21 protein-coding genes, 1 tRNA gene and 1 riboswitch are annotated in these 20,224 nt (G+C 68.6%); of the genes, 7 read left to right on the plus strand and 15 right to left on the minus strand.

The genetic code is table 11. From position 1 onward, the window contains the following. Positions 1-20 precede the first annotated feature (20 nt). On the plus strand, positions 21-446 hold the full coding sequence (locus tag ACWDTS_RS21295; protein ID WP_197251294.1) for an HIT family protein: 426 nt from the start codon (positions 21-23) through the stop codon (positions 444-446). On the opposite strand, the gene ACWDTS_RS21300 is transcribed toward ACWDTS_RS21295, so the two are convergent. The 3 genes from ACWDTS_RS21300 to ACWDTS_RS21310 all read right to left on the minus strand — a co-directional run bounded on the left by ACWDTS_RS21300 (position 422) and on the right by ACWDTS_RS21310 (position 3,734). Then, positions 422-1,552: an alpha/beta hydrolase gene (locus ACWDTS_RS21300; protein ID WP_450109826.1), complete on the minus strand. Its 1,131-nt coding sequence runs from the start codon at positions 1,550-1,552 to the stop codon at positions 422-424. The genes ACWDTS_RS21295 and ACWDTS_RS21300 overlap by 25 nt on opposite strands. A gap of 67 nt (positions 1,553-1,619) precedes the next feature. Beyond that, complete coding sequence (locus tag ACWDTS_RS21305) at positions 1,620-3,026, minus strand: sensor histidine kinase (RefSeq protein ID WP_450109825.1); 1,407 nt, start codon at positions 3,024-3,026, stop codon at positions 1,620-1,622. Continuing rightward, positions 3,027-3,734, minus strand: a complete 708-nt coding sequence (locus tag ACWDTS_RS21310) for a response regulator transcription factor (RefSeq protein ID WP_197251292.1) — start codon at positions 3,732-3,734, stop codon at positions 3,027-3,029. Positions 3,735-3,873: 139 nt separating this feature from the next. On the opposite strand from ACWDTS_RS21310, the gene ACWDTS_RS21315 reads away from it, so the two are divergent. The 3 genes from ACWDTS_RS21315 to ACWDTS_RS21325 all read left to right on the plus strand — a co-directional run bounded on the left by ACWDTS_RS21315 (position 3,874) and on the right by ACWDTS_RS21325 (position 5,389). Further along, positions 3,874-4,080, plus strand: coding sequence for a hypothetical protein (locus ACWDTS_RS21315; RefSeq protein WP_197251291.1), 207 nt, complete (start codon positions 3,874-3,876; stop codon positions 4,078-4,080). Positions 4,081-4,114: 34 nt separating this feature from the next. Further along, a riboswitch (guanidine-III (ykkC-III) riboswitch) is annotated at positions 4,115-4,175 on the plus strand. 10 nt (positions 4,176-4,185) lie between these two features. Continuing rightward, the gene (locus tag ACWDTS_RS21320) at positions 4,186-4,500 is read left to right on the plus strand and encodes a DMT family transporter (RefSeq protein ID WP_450109824.1); all 315 of its coding nucleotides are present in this window, start codon (positions 4,186-4,188) and stop codon (positions 4,498-4,500) included. A gap of 37 nt (positions 4,501-4,537) precedes the next feature. Continuing rightward, the gene (locus ACWDTS_RS21325; protein ID WP_450118984.1) at positions 4,538-5,389 is read left to right on the plus strand and encodes an ABC transporter; all 852 of its coding nucleotides are present in this window, start codon (positions 4,538-4,540) and stop codon (positions 5,387-5,389) included. 96 nt (positions 5,390-5,485) lie between these two features. On the opposite strand, the gene ACWDTS_RS21330 is transcribed toward ACWDTS_RS21325, so the two are convergent. Beyond that, a tRNA-Thr gene (locus tag ACWDTS_RS21330) sits at positions 5,486-5,560 on the minus strand. 119 nt (positions 5,561-5,679) lie between these two features. Here ACWDTS_RS21330 and ACWDTS_RS21335 point away from each other — a divergent pair. After that, entirely contained in the window at positions 5,680-7,176 is a 1,497-nt protein-coding gene (locus ACWDTS_RS21335) for a threonine/serine ThrE exporter family protein (protein WP_450118985.1), read from the plus strand. Positions 7,177-7,179: 3 nt separating this feature from the next. Here the strand turns inward: ACWDTS_RS21335 and ACWDTS_RS21340 are convergent, their stop codons facing one another. The 3 genes from ACWDTS_RS21340 to ACWDTS_RS21350 all read right to left on the minus strand — a co-directional run bounded on the left by ACWDTS_RS21340 (position 7,180) and on the right by ACWDTS_RS21350 (position 9,831). Then, complete coding sequence (locus tag ACWDTS_RS21340) at positions 7,180-7,419, minus strand: MbtH family protein (RefSeq protein ID WP_197251288.1); 240 nt, start codon at positions 7,417-7,419, stop codon at positions 7,180-7,182. Then, on the minus strand, positions 7,416-8,807 hold the full coding sequence (locus ACWDTS_RS21345) for a lysine N(6)-hydroxylase/L-ornithine N(5)-oxygenase family protein (protein ID WP_450118986.1): 1,392 nt from the start codon (positions 8,805-8,807) through the stop codon (positions 7,416-7,418). The genes ACWDTS_RS21340 and ACWDTS_RS21345 overlap by 4 nt, the downstream gene beginning before the upstream one ends. A 223-nt stretch (positions 8,808-9,030) precedes the next feature. Beyond that, positions 9,031-9,831, minus strand: coding sequence for an alpha/beta fold hydrolase (locus ACWDTS_RS21350; RefSeq protein ID WP_450118987.1), 801 nt, complete (start codon positions 9,829-9,831; stop codon positions 9,031-9,033). A gap of 278 nt (positions 9,832-10,109) precedes the next feature. Here ACWDTS_RS21350 and ACWDTS_RS21355 point away from each other — a divergent pair, with 278 nt between their 5' ends. Together ACWDTS_RS21355 and ACWDTS_RS21360 are read left to right on the plus strand one after the other, a co-directional pair. Further along, a complete protein-coding gene (locus ACWDTS_RS21355; RefSeq protein WP_197251285.1) occupies positions 10,110-10,283 on the plus strand; it encodes a hypothetical protein in 174 nt (57 codons plus the stop codon). A 43-nt stretch (positions 10,284-10,326) separates the two neighbouring features. After that, positions 10,327-11,814 (plus strand): alpha,alpha-trehalose-phosphate synthase (UDP-forming), encoded by a 1,488-nt coding sequence (locus tag ACWDTS_RS21360; RefSeq protein ID WP_450118988.1) that lies wholly within the window; start codon positions 10,327-10,329, stop codon positions 11,812-11,814. A gap of 42 nt (positions 11,815-11,856) precedes the next feature. On the opposite strand, the gene ACWDTS_RS21365 is transcribed toward ACWDTS_RS21360, so the two are convergent. Genes ACWDTS_RS21365 through ACWDTS_RS21400 form a run of 8 tightly spaced genes read right to left on the minus strand, consistent with a single transcriptional unit; the run spans position 11,857 to position 20,216 of the window. Then, entirely contained in the window at positions 11,857-12,477 is a 621-nt protein-coding gene (locus ACWDTS_RS21365) for a twin-arginine translocation pathway signal (protein ID WP_450118989.1), read from the minus strand. Beyond that, positions 12,474-13,013 (minus strand): hypothetical protein, encoded by a 540-nt coding sequence (locus ACWDTS_RS21370; protein ID WP_197251284.1) that lies wholly within the window; start codon positions 13,011-13,013, stop codon positions 12,474-12,476. Before ACWDTS_RS21370 ends, ACWDTS_RS21365 begins: the two co-directional genes overlap by 4 nt. Continuing rightward, positions 13,013-14,428: an MCE family protein gene (locus tag ACWDTS_RS21375; protein ID WP_450118990.1), complete on the minus strand. Its 1,416-nt coding sequence runs from the start codon at positions 14,426-14,428 to the stop codon at positions 13,013-13,015. Before ACWDTS_RS21375 ends, ACWDTS_RS21370 begins: the two co-directional genes overlap by 1 nt. Continuing rightward, positions 14,425-15,639, minus strand: a complete 1,215-nt coding sequence (locus tag ACWDTS_RS21380; RefSeq protein WP_450118991.1) for an MCE family protein — start codon at positions 15,637-15,639, stop codon at positions 14,425-14,427. The genes ACWDTS_RS21375 and ACWDTS_RS21380 overlap by 4 nt, the downstream gene beginning before the upstream one ends. Beyond that, positions 15,636-16,961, minus strand: a complete 1,326-nt coding sequence (locus ACWDTS_RS21385; RefSeq protein WP_197251281.1) for an MCE family protein — start codon at positions 16,959-16,961, stop codon at positions 15,636-15,638. Before ACWDTS_RS21385 ends, ACWDTS_RS21380 begins: the two co-directional genes overlap by 4 nt. Further along, a complete protein-coding gene (locus ACWDTS_RS21390; RefSeq protein WP_450109815.1) occupies positions 16,958-18,016 on the minus strand; it encodes an MCE family protein in 1,059 nt (352 codons plus the stop codon). The genes ACWDTS_RS21385 and ACWDTS_RS21390 overlap by 4 nt, the downstream gene beginning before the upstream one ends. Beyond that, positions 18,013-19,035, minus strand: a complete 1,023-nt coding sequence (locus ACWDTS_RS21395) for an MCE family protein (protein ID WP_450109814.1) — start codon at positions 19,033-19,035, stop codon at positions 18,013-18,015. The genes ACWDTS_RS21390 and ACWDTS_RS21395 overlap by 4 nt, the downstream gene beginning before the upstream one ends. A 2-nt stretch (positions 19,036-19,037) precedes the next feature. Continuing rightward, positions 19,038-20,216: an MCE family protein gene (locus ACWDTS_RS21400; RefSeq protein ID WP_450109813.1), complete on the minus strand. Its 1,179-nt coding sequence runs from the start codon at positions 20,214-20,216 to the stop codon at positions 19,038-19,040. Positions 20,217-20,224: the final 8 nt, after the last annotated feature.

Consider the following 20,224-nt stretch of genomic DNA (forward strand, 5'->3'; position numbering starts at 1 on the left):
CGGCGCCTATCCTCCCCGACATGGCTTCCGTATTCAGCATGATCATCGCCGGCGACCTGCCGGGTCGCTTCGTGTGGCAGGACGACGACGTCGTCGCGTTCCTCACCATCAACCCGATCAACCCGGGCCACGTGCTCGTGGTCCCCCGCGAGGAGGTGGACCACTGGCAGAACGTCGACGACGAACTCTGGGCCGAGGTCAACGGCGTCGCCCGCATCATCGGCCGTGCCGTGTGCGCAGCGTACGACTCCCCGCGCGCGGGCCTGCTCATCGCCGGACTCGAGGTTCCGCACCTGCACCTGCACGTGTTCCCCGCCTACGACCTGGGCGACTTCGACATCTCGAAGGCCGAGCGCGACCCGTCGCCGGAGGCCCTCGACGAGGCCCGCGACAAGATCCGCGCGGCGCTGCGGGAACTGGGCTACGGCGCCAACGTCCCGGACTGAGCGTCCCGGGCCTCGGGTGCGAGGTCGCTCGCCGGGACCTGCGGCGTACCGTGCGGGTCGGCCAGGAACTGCGCCAGGTGCACCCACGACGTGGTGCGCGCGGTGGGCCCGGTGAGCAGACCGAGGTGACTGCCGGGCGCGGTCGCGAACCGGACCGCCGCGTTCGGCAGGACACCGGTGATCGCTTCGACGGCCGGAACCGGCGCCAGGACGTCCTCGGTTCCGGCCAGCGCGAGCACCGGAACGGTGACTGCGGCGAGGTCGATCGTGCGCTCCCCGAACCGCGCCTTCCCGGAGGCGAGGTCGTTGGCGACGGTCAGGCGCATGCCCATCTCGTGGAACAACCGTCCCGGATAACCGAACATGCCGGCCTGGAACCGGTCGATCGATTCCATGCGGACCAGTCGGTCGGCGTCGGCGATGTTCAGGGCGATGAACCACGGCCGCAACAGTTCCCGCTCGAGAGCGGTCGCGCGGTAGCCGATCTGCACGAGTGGTGCCGGGACACCGCCGAGGACGCGTGACACCCCGGCCAGGACGGGATCACCGACGTATCGTCCTGCGAGCCGCGCGACCGCGAGCAGCGGGATCCGCGCGTAGTCGATCGGCGTGCCGAACGCGGCGATCGACCGGATCGGGAGCTCCGGGTGCGCGGCGGCGGTGAGCAGGCAGAGCGTCCCGCCGAGGCTCCATGCGACGAGGTCGACCTCGCGGTTGCCGCTCAGCTCGGAGACCCGGTGGATCGCTTCGGGCACGATGTCGTCGATCCACACCTCGAATCCGAGGTCGCGGTCGTCGACGTTCATCGGCCCGTAGTCGAGGACGTAGACGCTGCGGCCGAGCTCGACGAGGTACTGCACCACGCTCTGGTCGGGCATCAGGTCGTAGCAGCTCGACGGCGCAGCGAGCGGGGTGACGAGCAGGACCGGGGCCCCGGCATCCTCCGGGCCGAATCGGCGCAGGGTGCGGTGCGGGCCGTCGCCGACGACCACCGACGGGGTGCGGTGCGGCGGCGCGATCCCGTCGCCCGCGAACAACGACCAGGTGTTGCGGGCCGCGCCGAACGCAGCGCCTGCCGCACTGCGTGCCGTGTCGGTGATGCCCATACTCGGTTTGCCTCCAGCGTCGCGCGGCCTGTTCCGCAGACACCGAAGCGGGTAACTTACCGAGAAGTCAGTCCACCTGCCGCCGCGGCAGCAGCACGCGGAACGTCGCGCCCCTGCCGACCTCGCTGTCGACGTCGACGGTGCCGCCGTGCGCGGCGACCAGTGCCGCGACGATGGACAGACCCAGGCCGCTGCCGCCGGACGCGCGGGTCCGCGAGGTGTCGGTCCGGTAGAAGCGTTCGAACACCCGCTCCCGATCCTCTTCGGCCAGTCCCGGTCCGGTGTCCGCGACTTCGAGCACGGCGTCCTCACCGACGGTGCCGACCCGCACGGTCACCGACGCATCGGCCGGGGTGTGCGTGAGCGCGTTGGTGACGAGATTGTCGACGACCTGCCGCAGTCGCACCACGTCGCCGAGCACTTCGGGGGTGCCCGGTCCGTCGATGACCTCGAGCCCGATCGTGCGGTCCGACGCGACGGCGCGGGCACCGTGCACGGCGTCGGCGGCGAGGGCCAGCAGGTCCACGGGCTTCTGCTCGAGGGGCCGCTGCGCGTCGAGACGGGCCAGCATGAGCAGGTCCTCGACGAGGACTCCCATGCGGCGCGATTCGTTCTCGATCCGGGTCATCAGCAGATCCGTGTCGCGGCTGGCCCCCTGCCGGTACAGCTCGGAGAACCCGCGGATCGTGGTCAGCGGGGTGCGCAGCTCGTGCCCCGCGTCGGCGACGAACCGGCGCATCTTCTCCTCCGAGCGGCGCGCCGACTCCTCGGACGCGGCGGTCGCCGCGAACGCCGACTGGATCTGCGCGAGCATCGAGTTCAGAGCCACGGACAATTGCCCCACCTCGGTGCGCGGATCCCGCTCCGGCACACGTTCGTGCAGGTCACCGCCCGCAATCGCGACCGCGGTGCGTTCCACCTCCCGGAGCGGGCGCAGGCTGCGCCGGACCACGAAGTAGCCGGCGACGCCCAGCACGACCAGCACCGCGGTGCCGATTCCGAGCTGCAGGACGACGAGTCGCCCGACCGTCTCCCCGATCTCCTCCAGGCTCATCGCGACGGTGGTGGTGCCGCCGTCGGGGTTGGAGGTGGTCAGCACCCGCCACCGGGGGCCGGAGCCGCCGACGGACCCGACGGTCACCGGTTCCGGCGTGGGCGCGCCCGGCAGTGCCGGGGCCGCCGACCGATCGTTGATCGTGACCCGCGCCGTGCCGTCCGGGTTCAGGACCTGCACGTAGAACAGGCTCGGCGGCCGGTCCGGACCCACCGCCGGAGGCGGCGGATCCGGACGGGTGCCGAGCGGCCTGGCCCAGCCGTGCGCGGCGTCGTGCAGGTCGCGGTCGATCCGGCTCAGCAGCGACCCCTGCAGGGACGAGGTCACCGCGATCCCGGACGCGAGCAGCCCGAGCCCCGACAGCACGAGCAGCGCGGCGACGAGGGTGAATCGCAGCGGCAGGGCGGGCAGGCGACGCATCTACTTCGGCTCGCGCATCACGTATCCGACGCCACGCAGCGTGTGGATGAGCGGCCGGTCGCCGGTGTCGATCTTGCGCCGCAGGTAGGACACGTACGACTCGACGACCCCCACCTCGCCACCGAAGTCGTAGTTCCACACGTGGTCGAGGATGCGCGGTTTGCTGAGCACCGTGCCCGCGTTGATCATGAAGTACCGCAGCAGGGTGAACTCGGTGGGCGAGAGCGACACCGGCTGTCCGGCCTTCCACACCTCGTGGGTCTCGTCGTCGAGTTCGATGTCGGCGAAGGTGATGCGCGACGACCGGTCCTCCTCGGACACCTTCCCGGCGCGGCGCAGGATCGTGCGCACGCGCGCGATGACCTCCTCGAGGCTGAACGGCTTGGTGACGTAGTCGTCCGCACCGAGCGTCAGGCCCGACACCTTGTCCTCGACGGAGTCCTTCGCGGTGAGGAACAGCACGGGGGCGTCGATGCCGTCGGCGCGCAGACGACGCAACATCCCGAACCCGTCCATGCCGGGCATCATCACGTCGAGGATCACCGCGTCCGGACGGAAGGAGCGGGCCCGGTCGAGGCCCTCCGTGCCGTTCGACGCGGTCGCGACCTCGAACCCCTGGAACTTCAGGCTCACTGCGAGCAGTTCGACGATGTTCGGCTCGTCGTCGACGATCAGGATTCGCGCTTCGGGAACGGTCACGTAACCCATTGTCTCGGGTGCGGCTGTCCGGTCGCTGACTGCTTCCTGTGAGAACGCTGGGAGTGCAGACTCGGGCATTGCGGACTCGGGCGGGCGGTGACGGGCGCGCCTCACACAGCTGTCGGACCCCGGTGTTAACAATGAGGGCATGTCGTGCTCCGCCTGCCTCGCCGACCTGGACCACTGCCACGGAACCCTCGTGGTGCATGCGATTGTCGAGATCGAATGCACCGACCCCGACTGCACCGACCTCGCGTCGGTCCGCCACAGCCTGATCATCGACTGCTCGGAACTGTCGGGTGGCTGCGGCTGCACCGAGCTGCGAGTGTCCGCGACGGCGCTGCGGGCGTCCTGACCTCGGGCCGCCGCGAAAAAGTTCGCTAGACTACAGACCGTCGATCGACACCCGGACGAGCGCACCGTACCCGGCCAGCGACAAGACGGTGCAGCGGAGCTCGTCATGGCATGGATCGTTCTCGTCTTCTCCGGTGTCCTCGAAGCGGTGTGGGCCACGGCGCTCAGCCGTTCGGCCGGATTCACCCGCCTCGGACCGTCCGTCCTCTTCGTCGTCGCCCTGGTGGCCAGCATGGCCGGCCTCGCATACGCGATGCGTTCGCTGCCGGTCGGCACGTCGTACGCGGTCTGGGTCGGGATCGGCGCGGCGCTGACCGTCGGATTCGCGATGGTCACCGGCGGCGAGGCCGTCTCGGTGGCCAAAATCCTCCTCATCCTCGGAATCGTCGGGTGCGTCATCGGATTGAAGGCGCTCCACTAGACCGTTTTCTCGTGTGTCCGGTGGTTACAGTGAACGCATGAATCTGGCGTCCGCGCTCGCATTCCCGCTCCGGGTCGGCCTGACCGCGGCGGACACCGCGCTCGGGATCGCGGCGTCCGTCATCGGCACGGTCCGCGTGGCCGTCTCCCCCGCGACCTACGAGACGCTCGGCGCGGTCGGTCTCACCGATACCCGCGGAACCCTGGGACTGTTGCAGCAGGTGTCCGAGCTCGCGTCCGACAATCGCCCGCTCGGGCATGCGTTGCGACCGGGTGGTCCGCTCGACCGGCTGCTCGCGCCCGGCGGCGCCGTCGACCGGCTCACCGCCCCAGACGGAATCCTCGAGAGACTGCTCGTGCCGGGAGGAGCCCTCGACCGGATCACCGCGCCCGGCGGCCCGCTGGATCGGGTCCTGGCCGACGACGGTGCCCTCGACCGGCTGCTCTCCGAGGGCGGTCTGCTCGATCGGCTCACCGCACCCGACGGCCCGCTCGAGCGACTGCTCGCCCGCGACGGCGCCGTCGAACGGCTGACCGCGCCCGGCGGCATCGTCGACACCGCGATCAAGCCGGGCGGTGTCGTGGAACGCGCGCTCGCGGAGGGCGGTGTCCTCGACGTCCTGCTGTCCGAACGCGGCGCGCTCGAACGACTGCTCGCCGAGGGCGGCCCGCTCGACCAGATCGTGTCGCTGTCCGAGACCCTCGCGCAGCTGACGCCGGGCATCCAGCAGATGCACCTGAGCATCGACCTGCTGCAGGAAACGGTGGAACTGCTGCGCGGTGCGGTGGGACCTCTCGGCGACCTCGCGGGCAAGCTGCCGGGCCGCTGGCTGCGCAGCGGTGGCGCTTCCGGTGGCGCTTCCGGAAAGGGTGAACTCCCGCCCGGCTGACGCGCGTCGTCAGCCGCAGAACGAACAGACATCCGCACACGTCCAGGACTTGTGCGGATGTCGCTTTGATGCGCGGATCGGCCCTTTGGCCGATCGTGGAGCCCCCTGTCGGGATTGAACCGACGACCTTTCGCTTACAAGGCGAGTGCTCTACCACTGAGCTAAGGAGGCAGTGAAGCGCGATCATCATATAGGCATCACAGCCCCCTCGCGCCACCGGCCGGTTTGGTTACGGTGGGGTGCATGGTTTCCCCGGCGACGATCCTGGTTCCCATCTCCGGGGGCACGCGATGGTGAACGTGCTGAGCGCGATGCTCGGAAAACTCGTCCTGGATCGACGGGCAACCGTCGATGCGGTCACCGAGGCTCCGGCGCCGCTGCAGCCGATCGATCTGACCGACGACGCGACGGTCGCCGAAGCCCTCGACGTCGCGGTGCGGGTCGGCGAAGTGCTCCTCGCCTCCGGCACCGGCGCGATCGACACCTCGGATCAGGTGCAGTTCGTCGCGGCGACCTACGGGCTGGCGCGCTGCGACGTGGACGTGACCTACAACTCGATCGTGCTGTCGGCGCACCGGGGCCCGACGATGCCGCCGGCGAGCACGATGCGGATCGTGCACTACCGGTCGATGGACTTCACCCGGCTCGCGGCGGTGGACCGGCTGACCCGCCGGATCAGACGGGACGCGATCTCCCCCGCCCAGGCCCGCGAGGAACTGCTCGCGATCACGTCGGCTCCGCACCCCTACAACCGCTGGGTCGCGACCTTCGCCTGGTCCGCGATGGCGGCGTCGATCGGGATACTGCTCGGCGGTGGCCTGCTCGTCGCGGCCGTCGCGTTCGTATCGACGCTGGTGATCGACCGGGTCAACCGGTTCCTCAACGGACTGGGCCTGCCGTTCTTCTTCCAGCACCTGGTCGGCGGCATCATCGCGACCGCCCCGGCGATCACGCTGTACGCGTTCCGGGAACCGCTGGGGGTCACGGTGTCGCCGGGACTGATCATCGCGGCCGGGGTGACGGTGCTGTTGTCGGGCCTCTCGCTGGTCGGTTCGGTGCAGGACGCGATCACGGGCGCGCCCATCACGGCATCGGCCCGCTTCTTCGAGCTGGTCATGATGACCGGCGGAATCATCGCGGGTGTGGCGACGACACTGCGGGTCGCCGTCCTGCTGGGTGCGGAGCTACCGGTCATCTCCTACGTCGCGCAGACGGGTCTGACCCAGTTGCCGACGCAGTTCGCGGCCGGTGCCGCCGCGTCGCTGTTCTTCGCCCTGGCCTGTTACGCCGAGCGCCGCGCACTGACGGCAGCGGCCCTGGGCGGCGCGGCCGGTGCCCTGGTGTACCAGCTGGCCCTGGGGCTGAGCGTCGGCCCGATCATCGCGTCGGCGACCGCGGCGACGGTGGTCGGCTTCGCCGGTGGCCTGATGGCCCGCCGTGCCTACACTCCGCCGCTCGTCGTCGCGGTCGCCGGGATCACACCGCTGCTGCCCGGCCTGGCGCTGTACCGCGGTCTGTACGCGATCCTGCAGTCGGAACTGCTGGTCGGGTTGACCGCCCTGTTCGCCGCGTTCGGGATCGGCTGCGGGCTCGCGGCGGGCGTCACACTCGGCGAGTGGATGGCCCGGACCGCGCGCTACCCGCGCAGCATGCGCCGATCGGGTGCACTGCGCCGGCCGTCGCTGCGCCGGACCAGGTCGCGGCGGACGCGGAGCTACGCGAGCCCGGAAACGACGAAAGTCACGCCGCGCTTCGGTCGCTTGCGGCGTGACTTCCGGAAAGGCTGATGGTCAGGAGTTGGCCTGACGAGCCTTTTCGTCGGCCTCCATGGCGTCGCGCAGGCTCTTCGGACGCATGTCGGTCCAGTTCTGCTCGACGTACTCGACGCATGCAGCGCGCGATTCCTCGCCGAACACGACCCGCCACCCCTGGGGGACCTCAGCGAAGGTCGGCCACAGCGAGTACTGCTCCTCGTCGTTCACGAGGACGTAAAAGCGGCCGTCTTCGTCATCAAATGGATTCGTGCTCATCTCGCCTCACTTGTTGCGTAGGTGTGCTGGTCGGGAATCCTACCAAGGAGCGACAGCTCCCCATGGCCGCCTGCCAGGTTCGCCCTGCGCCGTTCCAGCACTGCACCGAGGATCTCACCTGCCCGGATCGCCGTGTTCGACAGCAGCGACGCGGTGATGCCGTGGGTCTTCTCGGTGCCGCCCTGCAGATAGATTCCGCCGTCGATGTCGTCGGGCGTGGGCAGCCGGTAGTCGCGGTCGACCTCGCGCAGCGGCGTCTCGGCCGGCGCGAGATCGCCGAGCAGCGGGGCCAGCGGCGCCGGGGTGAATCCGGTGGCGAGGACGACGGCGTCGCACATGAGCGTGTGGGTCAGGCCGTCGAGTCCGCTGCGCACCTGCACCTCGATCCCGGTCGCCGTCTCTTCGACACCGGTGATCTCCGAGGCCCGGCGCATGAACAGCCGCCGCTTGCCCGAGACTCGCTCGCGGTATTCGGTCGCGTAGATCTCGGCGATCAGGTCGGGATCGACGACCGAGTAGTTGGTGCCGCGGTGCAACTCGAGCAGGCGAGCGCGTTCCTCGTGGGGAGCGCTGTGGAGTTCGTCGACGGTGCTCGGATCGAAGATGCGGTTCGCGTAGGGGCTGTCGTCGGCGGGGCTGTATCCGAAGCGGTTGAAGACGTTGTGCACCTCGGCGTCGGGGTAGTTGCGGTGGAGGTACTGCACGACCTCGGCGGCGGACTGCCCGGCACCGACGACGACGAACCGCTGGTGCACCGGTGCCGGCATCTCGGCGAGGTGGAAGAGAAACTGGTGGTTGTGGAAGCAGCGCGCGGATTCGTTGGCCCACTCGGGAATCCGGGCCCGCAGGCCGATGCCCAGCACCACGTTGCGGGCGTAGACGATCTCACCTTCGGCGGTACGGACCGCGAACAGTTCCACCTTGCCGGTGCCGTCGCGCACGGCGTCGACGCCGGTGACCTCGGTGCCGTAGCGGACGTCGGCATCGACTCGTCCGGCCGCCCACTGCAGGTAGTCCTGGAACTCGTGGCGGGTGGGGAAGAAGGTCTGGTGATTGACGAAGTCGACGAGCCGGCCGCGCGAGTGAAGGTAGGAGAAGAAGCTGTAGCTACTGGTCGGATTCCGGAAGGTGACCAGGTCCTTGGGGAAGGCGATCTGCATCGTGGCGCCCTCGAGGAGCATCCCCGGGTGCCAGGAGAACGACGGCTGCTTCTCGAAGAATCGCGCCCGGACCGGCGAATCCGGCTCGGCGGCGTTGCGCTCTTCGATCGCGATGCTCAACGCCAGGTTGGCGGGCCCGAATCCGATACCGACGATGTCGAAGACGTTGTCCGGCGGGAAGTCCGGCACCTCCGAAACCTCGGAGGGCGCGCTGTATCGATCGGTCATCACTCATCTTTCGTGCTCGGGGGCCACAGCCGCAGGCGGTTTCGATCGACTCGGAAAAAGATAGCTCAGGCTATCCTTTGTTCGGTGAGCCTACCAATAGTTGCCCCGCTCGTGGTGACCTCCGATCTGCAGCCGGATCCCCGGCACGAAAGTCCCGAAACAAGTTGAGCGCGGCGGGATCACGTTCGATCCCACCGCGCTCGTCGGTCGCGAAGGTGTGGCCTCAGCCGGCCAGGAAGTCCAGAACCACCTTGTTCACTGCCTCGGGCTGCTCGAGGTACCCGTAGTGACCGGCGTCGGGAATCTCCTCGTAGACGGCGCTCGGGATCGCGTCGGCGACCTCCTTCGACAAGTACGCCGGAATCATCCGGTCGTCGGCGAATCCGACCGCGAGGCACGGCACCGTGATCGCACGGTAGGCGGCGCGTCGATCGAACTCGCGGTCCATCGAAAGCTGCGCCCGCACACCCGCCGAGATCTTGCCGCCGGTGAACTCGAACACGTCGAGCCAGTCGCGTGCGGCGTTCGCGTCCACGAGCGACGCCGGGGACAGGTTCATCACCGCGGTGACCGCGGCCCGGTACTTCGGCGGCAGTTCGACGCCGTTGTCGTACAACTGGCGTTCCCCCTCGGTCAGCGTGAGCTGGAACTGATCCATCCGAGCGTGACCGGCCAGGAAGACCCCCTTGCGCACCAGGTCCGGCCGGGCCAGCGCGAGCTCCTGCGCGACGCGGGCGCCCATCGACGTTCCGATGACATAGGCGGGTCCGCCGAGCAGTTCGATCAGGCCCGCGGTGTCGGCGACGAGATCGTCGATCGTCATTCCGCCGAGGCTCTCCCCCGACGGAGCGATCCCGCGATTGTCGAACGTGGCCACGCGGTAGCCCGCCTTGACCAGCGCCGGCACCTGATGCAGGTCCCACACGCGGCCGGGGCTCCCCGTCCCCATAATGAGTACAACGAGGTCGCCGGTCCCTTTGACCTGGTAGTTCAGCGGGATGCCGTTGATCGTCGCGATGGGCATGAAGACCTTCCTCGAAAACGTCGCTGCGTGGCGGCCTCGCCGGGACGAGCGCACGGGCCGCGTCCACCGTACCGTGCGGCACGGCCCATCCGACGGCCCCGCAGGAACGCGGTGAGCGCACAGCCGAAGGGCAGCGCGGCGTCGGCCCCCTTATCGATACAGACCTCGCCCCGGCATGCGGTGCCGCGGTCGCGGCTGGCGTGGGCATGTCCGGTTCTCCTAGAGTCGAACTACGAATGGCCTGCTCGAGCCGAGCAGCACTCCCGGGAGGAAACACCATGGCCGCCGACGTGACCACCGACAACGACATCGCCGACGAAGACCTCGAGCCCGTAGCCGAACAGACTGCCCGCCAGGCGCAGCGCGTCGTCGCGGCCTACGCCGAGGACGCCGACGAGTGCCGAATGCTGCTGTCGATGCTCGGCATCGGACCGACCGACAAGTCCGCCTGACCGTCCGCTCCGACAGCCACCCAGCCAGAGAAGAGGACGCCCCGTGCCCGCAGCCGATTCGCCGACCCTCACCGAATCCGACTTCGTTGTGGTCGCCAACCGGCTGCCCGTCGACCTCGAACGCCTTCCGGACGGCACGACCCGATGGAAGCGCAGTCCCGGCGGCCTCGTCACCGCGCTCGAGCCGATCCTGCGCACCCACCGCGGTGCGTGGGTCGGCTGGGCCGGTGTCGCCGATGCCGACCTGGATCCGATCGTCGACGACGACCTGGTGATGCACCCGGTTCCCCTCAGCGCCCAGGAGATCGCCGACTACTACGAGGGATTCTCGAACGCCACGTTGTGGCCGCTGTACCACGACGTCATCGTCCGTCCCGAATACCACCGCGAATGGTGGAACGCCTACGTCGAGGTCAATCGCCGGTTCGCGGAAGCGGCGGCGAAGGCCGCCGCGCAGGGTGCGACCGTCTGGATCCAGGACTACCAGCTCCAGCTCGTTCCGAAGATGCTGCGGATGCTGCGCCCGGATCTGACGATCGGCTTCTTCCTCCACATTCCGTTCCCGCCGGTCGAACTGTTCATGCAGATGCCGTGGCGCACCGAGATCGTCGACGGGCTGCTCGGCGCCGATCTGATCGGCTTCCACCTGCCCGGCGGAGCCCAGAACTTCCTGTACCTCGCCCGGCGACTGGCCGGGCACCAGACCTCCCGCGGCAACGTCGGTGTCCGGTCGAAGCTCGGTGTCGTCCAGGTCGGGTTCCGCACCGTCCGGGTCGGGGCGTTCCCGATCTCCATCGCGTCCGGTGAACTCGACGAACAGTCCCGCCGCAAGTCGATCCGCGACCGCGCCAAGCAGATCCGCAAGGAACTCGGCAATCCCAAGCGCATCATGCTCGGCGTCGACCGGCTCGACTACACCAAGGGCATCGACGTCCGGCTCGACGCGCTGCACGAACTGATCGCCGAGGGTCGCGTCGACCCGTCCGAGACGGTGATGGTGCAGCTCGCGACGCCGAGCCGGGAACGGGTCGAGTCCTACATCCACATGCGCGGCGAGATCGAGAAGATGGTCAGCCGCATCAACGGCGAGTACGCCGAGGTCGGCCGGCCGGTGGTGCACTACATCCATCGCCCGGTCCCCCGCGACGAGCTCATCGCGTTCTTCGTCGCCGCCGACGTGATGCTCGTGACTCCCCTGCGCGACGGGATGAACCTGGTCGCGAAGGAGTACGTGGCCTGCCGCAGCGACCTCGGCGGCGCCCTGGTTCTGAGCGAATTCACCGGTGCCGCAGCAGAATTGCGGCAGGCTTTCCTGTGCAACCCGCACGATCTGGAGAACGTGAAGGATCAGATGGAGGCCGCGCTGTCACAGTCCCGCGAGGACGGACGGCGGCACATGCGGGCACTGCGGCGGCAGGTTCTCACGCACGACGTGGACCGCTGGGCCCGCGCGTTCCTCGACGCGCTCGCGCACGGCGGCGCGGCCGGTCCCGCCTTGATCGCCCCCGAGGAGGCCGGCGAACCGGTGTGACCCGGCCGCCTGCCTCCGGCGGTTCGGCCTAACGCACCTCGATCAGATCGGTCCCAGCCGGCTCACCAGCCAGCGACCGTCCTCGTTCTCCAGCTCGACCCGGACCCGGCTGGCGCTGCTGACCGCCTCCGGGAACTCCGAGTTGGTACTGATCGTGTTGACGAACAACATCGCCACGGCGTGGTCGGCCTCGGCCGAGACGATCGACGACGACTGCACGACGGCCTGAACGCTGATCGACTTCTCCTTGGCGCCCGGGACGATCACGTTGTTCATCAGGTTCAGGTATTCCTCGCGGAAGTCGCCGGTCAGCCCCTCCGCGGCGGCCGCGACCTGCTCGTCGACCTTGTCGTAGCTGTATGCGAGCACGGCGACGGCCTGCTCCTCGGCGGCCTTCACCGCGTCGGTGCGTGCCACCTCGGCGGCGTTGTCCTGGAGCTTGCCGTAGGCCAGCCAGCCGACGACCGCGGCCAGCACGACCGCGACGGCCACGAGTGCCCCGGCCAGCGCCCGCGGAACACCTTTCTTCCCGGTGGGAGACACGGACTCGCCGCCGGAGGTCGCCTCCGCCGTATCACTGCCGGAGGCGGTCTCCCTGCTCTTCTCGAGGACGACTGCCTCGTCGCTGCCGTCGTTCTTCTCGGTCCGGTTCTCGTCGGTCACGGTACGAACTCCACCTTCGATGCCAACAGCCGTCCGCCCTCGTCGCAGATCGTGACCCGCAACCGGAAGTCACGCGGCGAGGGTTCGGGCTGGCCGGCGTTGGACACCATCATGCGCGAGGCAACCAGCGACGACGTGCACGCGCCGTCCTCGGTCTGGATGCCCGCCTCGATCACTTCCCCGTTGGTGTCGACCCCGGCCTTCTGCACGACCTCCACGAACGGGCCTTCGCGGCCTTCGAATTCGGCCTTGAAATCACCGGTGGCCCCGTCGAGCAGTCGCTGAACGTCGGCGTCGGCAGTGTCGCTGTGGATCGTGGTCAGGTTCAGCACCGTCTGCCGCGCGGCCTGCAGGTACGCCTGGCGTCGTTCGTCACGCTCGTTGCTCGACTGCCGGTCGATCAGCAGCCAGACCCCGGCCGCGATCAGCGCGACGATCAGGACCGCCGCGCCGATCGAGACGGGCCGGGTCCACGCCCGACCCGCCGACGTGCCCCCGGAGGTCGGGTTCTCCGATGTCGTGTTCTCGTCCGTCATCAGCCCTGCTGTGCCTTCATGTACGCCTCCAAACTCGTGTCTGCCCCCGTGCCCGTGTGGCGGTAGACCGTGCCGTCCGGACCAATGTACGTGCCGGTCGCCGGATCGATCCGGCGCGCGGTCACACCCGCGGGCGCGGCGGCGTCCGAACCTTCGGAGTACGACGCGGGCTGAGGGACGTCGTTCGCGGATGCCACCGGCGTCGGCGGGCCGATCCACGGGTTGTCGGTGTACTCGGGCTGGTAACCGGTCCGGCACATTTCCGGCGTCGGTGCACGACGGCCCGGGAACTCCATGCAGGGAACGTTGCGGGCACCGCGCACAGTGTTCGGATCCGATTGCGGCAGTTTGCAGAACAGGTCACCGGGCGAGTCGATCAGGGACTCGTCGGCGGGACTGCGCCACTGGTCCGGCGGAAGGAAACCGGCCAGGCACGGCGGCGGATCGTGCAACTGGAGATGGAAGTCGACGACCGCACCGTCCTCGGCCGGTCCGCTGCCGGCCGCGGTGATCAGTGCCGTGGTCATCGGCGGGTACAGCACCAGGATCTGTTCGATACCGGCGTTGTAGACGACGCCGACCTCACCGACACTGACGAGGTTCGCGAGCAGCAGCGGCAGTGTGGGTTTCAGGTCCTGCAGCAGTTGCTCGGCTTCCGCGGCCGCACCGGGCCCCTTGTCCATCAGCGCCCGCAGATCCGGGTCGCTGACGCGGAGCCGGTCGGTGAAGGTCACCATGTCCCGTGTCCAGGAACGGATCGCGTCGCTGCTGACGACCTGGGTGTCGAGCAGCGGGCCGAGCTCGTCGAGCAGCTGCCTCGTGGGAGCACTGTTGGCGTTGGCCTCCTGCACGAACAGCCGGGTCGAGTCGATCAGTCGCTGCAGATCGGGCCCGGATCCGTTGAACGCATCGAACGCCTCGTCCACGACGGTCTGCAGGCGCGTGTCGCTGATGCTCGCGAGCAGCACATCCGCCTGGTCGAGCAGCGCCCCGACCTCCTGCGGCACGGTCGCCCGATCGACGGGGATCACGTCACCGTCCGCGAGATGCGCTTCGTCCGAAGCATTCTCGTGCGGCACCAGGTCGATGTACTGCTCGCCGACCGCCGACACGCTGCGCACCGCGACATCGACGTCCGCCGGAATCTTGTAGTCGCTGTCGATCGACATCTCGGCCTCGACCCCGGTAGGCGTCAGCGAAACAGTCTCGACCACACCGACATTCGTTCCCCGATAGGTGACGTTCGAATGCCGGTACAGGCCACCGGTCGACGGCAGCTCCGCGGTGACCGTGTAGCGGCCGACCCCGAGAAGCTGCGGCAGCCGGACGTACTGCGCCGACATGACGACCAGTCCGATCACCGTGAGGATCGCGAAGATCACCAACTGGATGCGGACGAACCTCGAGAGCATCATGGCGCGGGCACCCCCAGCTGCGGCAGTTCGGGGATCGTGAACTCGCCGAGCCCCGGGACGGTCACGGTCGCCGGGCCGGGCCCGGTCCGCGGAGCCGGCGGCTGCAGCGGGGCCAGGAACGGGTCGGCGGCCTGTCCCGCGAGTCCGGCGTCCTGCCCCAGGATGCCTTCGGGACCGGCGAGCCGGCCGGCGAGCGGGGTTCCGGTCAGGAAGTTCAGGTCGAGACGATCCAGGGTCAGGTCGATGGTCATGGCGAGGTTCGCGTAGTCGCCTCGGATGATGTTGTTGATACCGGCCTGCGGGAACGGATAGGTGAGCAGCACACCGAGCACCTGGGTGAGCGAGTTGCCCGAATCCGCCAGTGCCCGCAGGGTCGGGGTCAGTGCCTGCAGGTTGGTGTCCAGATCCTGACCGGCGTTCTCGACGAGCCTGCTTGCGACGGAACTCAACTCACCGAGCGAGGTCAGCGCCGCGGTCAGATTGCCCCGCTGATCGGAGAGCACCTCGATCGCCGCGGGCAGTTCGTCGAGGGCGCGTTCGAGGGTGTCGGTCTGGTCGTTGACCGTCGACGCCAGCCGGTCCATGCCCTCCATCGCGGAGATGATGTCGGTGCGCTGCCGGTCGAGGGTGCCGACGAGTTCGTCGAGCCGCGGCATCAGGTCGCGCAGCGAATCCTCGCGTCCGACGAGCGCGGCGTTCAGTTCGGTGGTGATGTCGTTGATCTGGGCGAGCCCGCCGCCGTTGAGCACCACCGACAGCGACGACAGCGTCTGCTCGGTCGTCGGGTAGGCACCGGCGCGTTCGAGCGGGATGACGTCGCCGTCCTCGAGGCGGCCCTGCGGCGGTTCGTCGGTCGGCTCTGCCAGTTCCAGGTGCTGCGATCCGAGCAGGCTGGTCTGCCCGATGCGGGCGGTGGCGTTCGCGGGCAGTTCGACGTCCCCGTCGAGGGCCACCGTCACCAGCGCGTGCCAGTCCACGACCTCGATGTTCGCGATGCTCCCGACGGTGACGTCGTCGACACGCACCGGCGAGTTCTGGGACAGGGTCGTGACGTTCGGCATCTCGATCTGCACCTGGTACGCGCCGTCCCCGCGCCCGGCGGTGCCCGGCATCGGGACCGAGTTCAGCCCGTTCCATTCGCAGGCCGACAGTGTCATCGCGGCGATGGCCAAGGTGGTGACGGCTGTGAGCCGCCCGGTGCGCGTGGTCATCGGCCTCCTCCCGGCTGCAGCAGTGAGCCCAGGTCGCCGGGCACCTCGATGCTCGGCAGTCCGGACAGCAGCCCGTCGACCGGGCCCGGTGCGGGCGCTTCCTCGGGGGCGATTCCACGTCCGGCCGTGGCCTCTTCGAGCCACGGTTCGGTGTAGTAGAGCTGGTCCGGGAACGCCTGCACGCCGGCGATCGGGTTGATCAGGTACGGCAGGTAGTTGCTCGACAGCGATGCGAGCACGGGTCCGAGTTGCTGCCGGCACAGTTCCTCGCTGCGATCCGAGGTCGCGTTGGCCGCCGCACCCACCGAGCCGCACATCCATTCGATGGGGTTGCGGCCGTTGCTGATCGAGAGGGCACCGGTGAGCGAACCCTGAGCCGGCTTGTAGATGTTGTAGAAGTTCGACAGCGCCGTCGGACCGGAATGCAGGACCCGTTCGATCTCGGGCCGCTTGCGGGCGAGGACCTCGGTGGCGTCGGCGAGACGCTCGACGGATTCGGTGAGTCCGTCACGGTTGTCCTGGACGAACCGCTGCACGTCGCCGACCGCGATGTTCAGGTCGGTGAGCGAGGTTCCGAGCTGGTCGGAGCTCGCGGCGAGCACGTCGGACACGGACGCGAGGCGGCCGCCGAACTGCACGATCTGCTCGTCGCTCTTCGACAGCACGGAGACGAATGCCTGCAGGTTGCGGACGGTGGAGAACAGGTCGGTGCGGCCGTCGGAGAGGGTCCGCATCGTCTCGGACAGTTCCCGCAGCGCCTCGCGCACGGTGGCGCCGTTGCCCTCGAGGTTCTCGGCGGCGGTGTCGATGAACCGGCCGAGCGAGCCCTGCGGGTCGAGATCCTCCGGTCCGAGCGCCTCGGTCAGCCGCATCAGTTCGGTCTTGATCTCGTCCCACTCGACGGGAGAGGCCGTGCGCGACAACGGAATCGTGGCACCGTCGGCGATCGTCTCCCCACCGGAGTACACGGGGGTGAGCTGAATGAACCGTGCCGAGACGAGGCTCTGCGCGATGATCACGGCCTGGGCGTCGGCGGGGACGTCGACCGAGTCGTCGACCTGCATCGTGACCCGGGACATGTCGACGCCCGGTTCGATGGAGGTGATGCTCCCGACCGGCACGCCGAGGACCCGCACGTCGTCGCCTTCGTACAGTCCTGTGGTGGACACGAATTCGGCGTGGATCGTGCGCTTGCCCCAGCCCGGCAGCACGAGCGCGGCGACGCCGGCGATCAGGGCCGCGGCGACCGCGGCGGCGACCGCGGGCAGCAGCCACTTCGGCCGGCCCGGCTTCTTCCCGTTGTCGATGGTCGTGTCGCTCATTCGCCATCCTTCTTGATCGACGGCGGGTTGTCCGGAATCACGTCCTCCAGGTCCTCCTGCAGGAGTTCGGGCGCGACGAACCCGTCGACGACCGCCTTCCACCACGGTGCGGGCAGGATGTTCGAGACGTACGCGTTGAAGAACGGTCCGCTGGCGACGGATTCGCCGAGGGAACTGATGTAGGGGCCGAGTCCGTCGAGTGCTTCGGCGATGTTGTCCTTGTTCGCCTGCAGATTCGCGGTGACCGCGTTCAGCGTCTCGAGGGTCGGCGCCATCTGTGCCTGGTTGTCCTGCACGAGACCGGTCAGCTGCCGCGACACCGCCGAGACGTTCGCGATGAGTTCGGTGATGGCGTCGCGGCGCAGGCTCAGTTCACCGAACAGATCGTTGGCGTCGAGGATCAGTTCGTTGATGCGGTCGCTGCGTTCGGCGAGGATGCCGGTGACGTTCTCGGCGCGGCCGAGAAGTTCCTGCAGCGATTCGTCGCGCGCGTTGATGGATTCGGAGAGCCGCCGCATGCCCTCGAGAGCTCCGCTGATCTCGGGCGGGGTGTCCTGCAGTGCAGTCGACAGGGCGTCGAGCGATTCGTTGATGCCCTCGGTGTCGAGTTCGGACACGCTCGTGGTGAGGTCCCCGAGCGCATCGGGCAGCGAGTACGGCGCGTTGGTGCGCTCGACGGGGATCGTCGTGCCGGGCCGCAGGACGCCGTCGCCGGCCGGCCGCACCGCCAGGGACTTGCGGCCGAGCACGGTGTTGGTCTTGATGTCGGCACCGGTGGCCTCGCCGAGGGCGATGCCGTCGCGGACCGTGAAGGTCACGAGAACCTGCTGTCCGTCGAGTTCGACGCCGGTGACGGTGCCGACGTCGACACCGGCGAGGCTGACGTCGTCGCCCGGCACGAGCCCACCCGCGTCGGTGAAGTGCGCCGAGTAGTTCAGGCCTCCCGAGATGAACGGGAGCTGGTCGTACTGCAGGCCCGCGAGCACGATCGCGGCACACACACCGAGGCCGATGACACCGACCTGGACTGGATTGCGTTCACGAGTAGGGCTCATTCGACCTTTGCACACCTTCCGGTCGTCTGCTCCGCCGACGTGTAACGGATCGTCGTCCCGTCCGGTCCGGAGAACTTGAACGTGTTGGCGCACAGGAAGAACTGGAAGAAGTTTCCGTACACACCGACACGGATGAGCTTCTTGTAGTCCGTCGGCAACCGTTCGAGGGTGCGATTGATGTCGTCCTCACCGAGCTCGAGCTGCGTCATCGTGCGGTTGGTCTCGGCGATCACCGACTGCAGGTCGGGCCGCGTTTCCTGCAGCAGCGACGCGAGATCCGCGGTGCCCGCGGACAACTGCGGGAGCGCGGCCCCGATGGGGTCGCGGTCCTCGGCGAGGCCGTCGACGAGAGTGTGCAGCCGGTCGATGGTGTCGCCGAACTGCTCGTCGCGTTCGTCGATCGTGCCCAGCACGGTGTTGAGGTTGTCGATGACGTCGCCGATGAGCTGGTCCCGGTCGGCGAGCGAGTTGGTGAACGAGTTGGTGTTGCCGAGCAGCGACACCAGCGTGCCGCCCTGTCCCTGGAAGATCTGCAGCAACGCGCCGGACAGGTCGTTGACCTGCTGCGGATCCAGCCCCTTCAGCAACGGCTTGAATCCGCCGAGCAGCAGATCCAGATCGAGCGCCGGCGCGGTCCGGTCGAGCGGGATGGTCTCACCCGGCTGCAGCTTCTCGCCGCTGCTGCCGGCACCTTCCAGCAACTCGAGGTAGCGGTCGCCGACGAGGTTCTCGTAGCGGACGGTCGCGCGGGTGCTCTGCAGCAGCGTGTATTTCGAGTCGACGTCGAAGTCGACCTCGGCGATGTTGCCGTCACCGATGTCGACCCTGCCGACCGACCCCACGGGAACACCCGCGATGCGCACCTTGTCGCCGGGCTTCAGCCCGGACACGTCGGTGAACGTCGCGCGGTATCCCTCGCTGCCGGAGAACCGGGCCTGGCTGAACACCACGGCGAGGCCCGCGAAGATCAGGATCATCGCGACGGCGAAGGCCGTGAACTTGATGGTGGTCGGTCTCATGGTCACTGCCCTGCCGCAAGGTCGTCGCCGTACAGGTACCGGAAGATCGTCGGGGTTCGGACCCACGCCTCGGTGGAGGGCTTGTAGGGCACTTCACCGGTGTTCGCGACCGCGAACTGTGCATGTCCGTCGCGAACGGGGTCGAAGTTCGGCAGGCCGTAGCAGTTGGGGCCACCGCTCGCCCCGACGACGGGGAGGTCCTGTTCCTGGTTGTAGATGGTGGCGCCGCCCATGAAGCTGGTGCTCAGCATCAGCGACGCGTACTTGCCGGTGCCGGCCATCGGCTCGAACGCGATCCGCGCGTCGTTGAGTCCGACGATGAAGCACGTCAGCTCGGGCGAGTACTCCCCGAGGAGGGTGGTCGTGTGGGTCAGCAGGTCCAGCGACGTGGTCAGCTGGGCCTCGTTCTCGCCGAGGACATCCCGGCCGGTGGTCGCGAGACCGATGACGTTCATCAGCAACAGGTCGAGGTTGGACTGTTCGTCGACGACGGTGTTGCCGACGTCGGTGGCGTTGCCGACGGTGGCCATCAGGTCCGGCGCGGTGTCGGCGTAGACACCGGTCACGTCCGCGGCGGCCTGGAGATCGTACTGCAGTTGCGGCAGAGACGGATTCATCGTCACGAGGTAGTCGTCGACCTCCGCGAGCGCGGCACCGAGATCGTCACCGCGACCGCGCAGGCCTTCCGAGATCGCACCGAGCGTGGCGTTGAGCTTCTCCGGCTGCACCTGCGCGAGCACGTCGTTGAGGTGCTCGAAGACGGTGTTGAACTCGACGGTGACGTTCTCGGCGGCGATGACCGCGCCTTCCTGCAGCGGCACCGGTGACGGATCGTCCGGGACGACGAGGTTGACGAACTTCGCACCGAACACGGTGGTCGACTCGATGGTCACCTGGGCGTTCGACGGGATCAGGTGCAGCTGCCCGGGATCCATCGCCAGCTGCAGCACGGCACCGTCCGGGGTGTGCTCGATCGACGAGACCCGGCCGACCTCGACGCCGCGCAACTTGACCTTGGCGTCGGGTTCCATCACCAGGCCGGAACGGGCGGAGGTCACGGTCACCGGGACGGTGGCGGTGAAGCCGCCGACGAACTGCGTCAGCGCCGCGACGACGAGCACGGCGAGCCCGCCGACCATCCCCAGGGCGGCGAGTTTCTTCTTCCACGATGGGCTGTCCATGAATGCCG

Source organism: Rhodococcus sp. NPDC003383 (assembly GCF_053589115.1).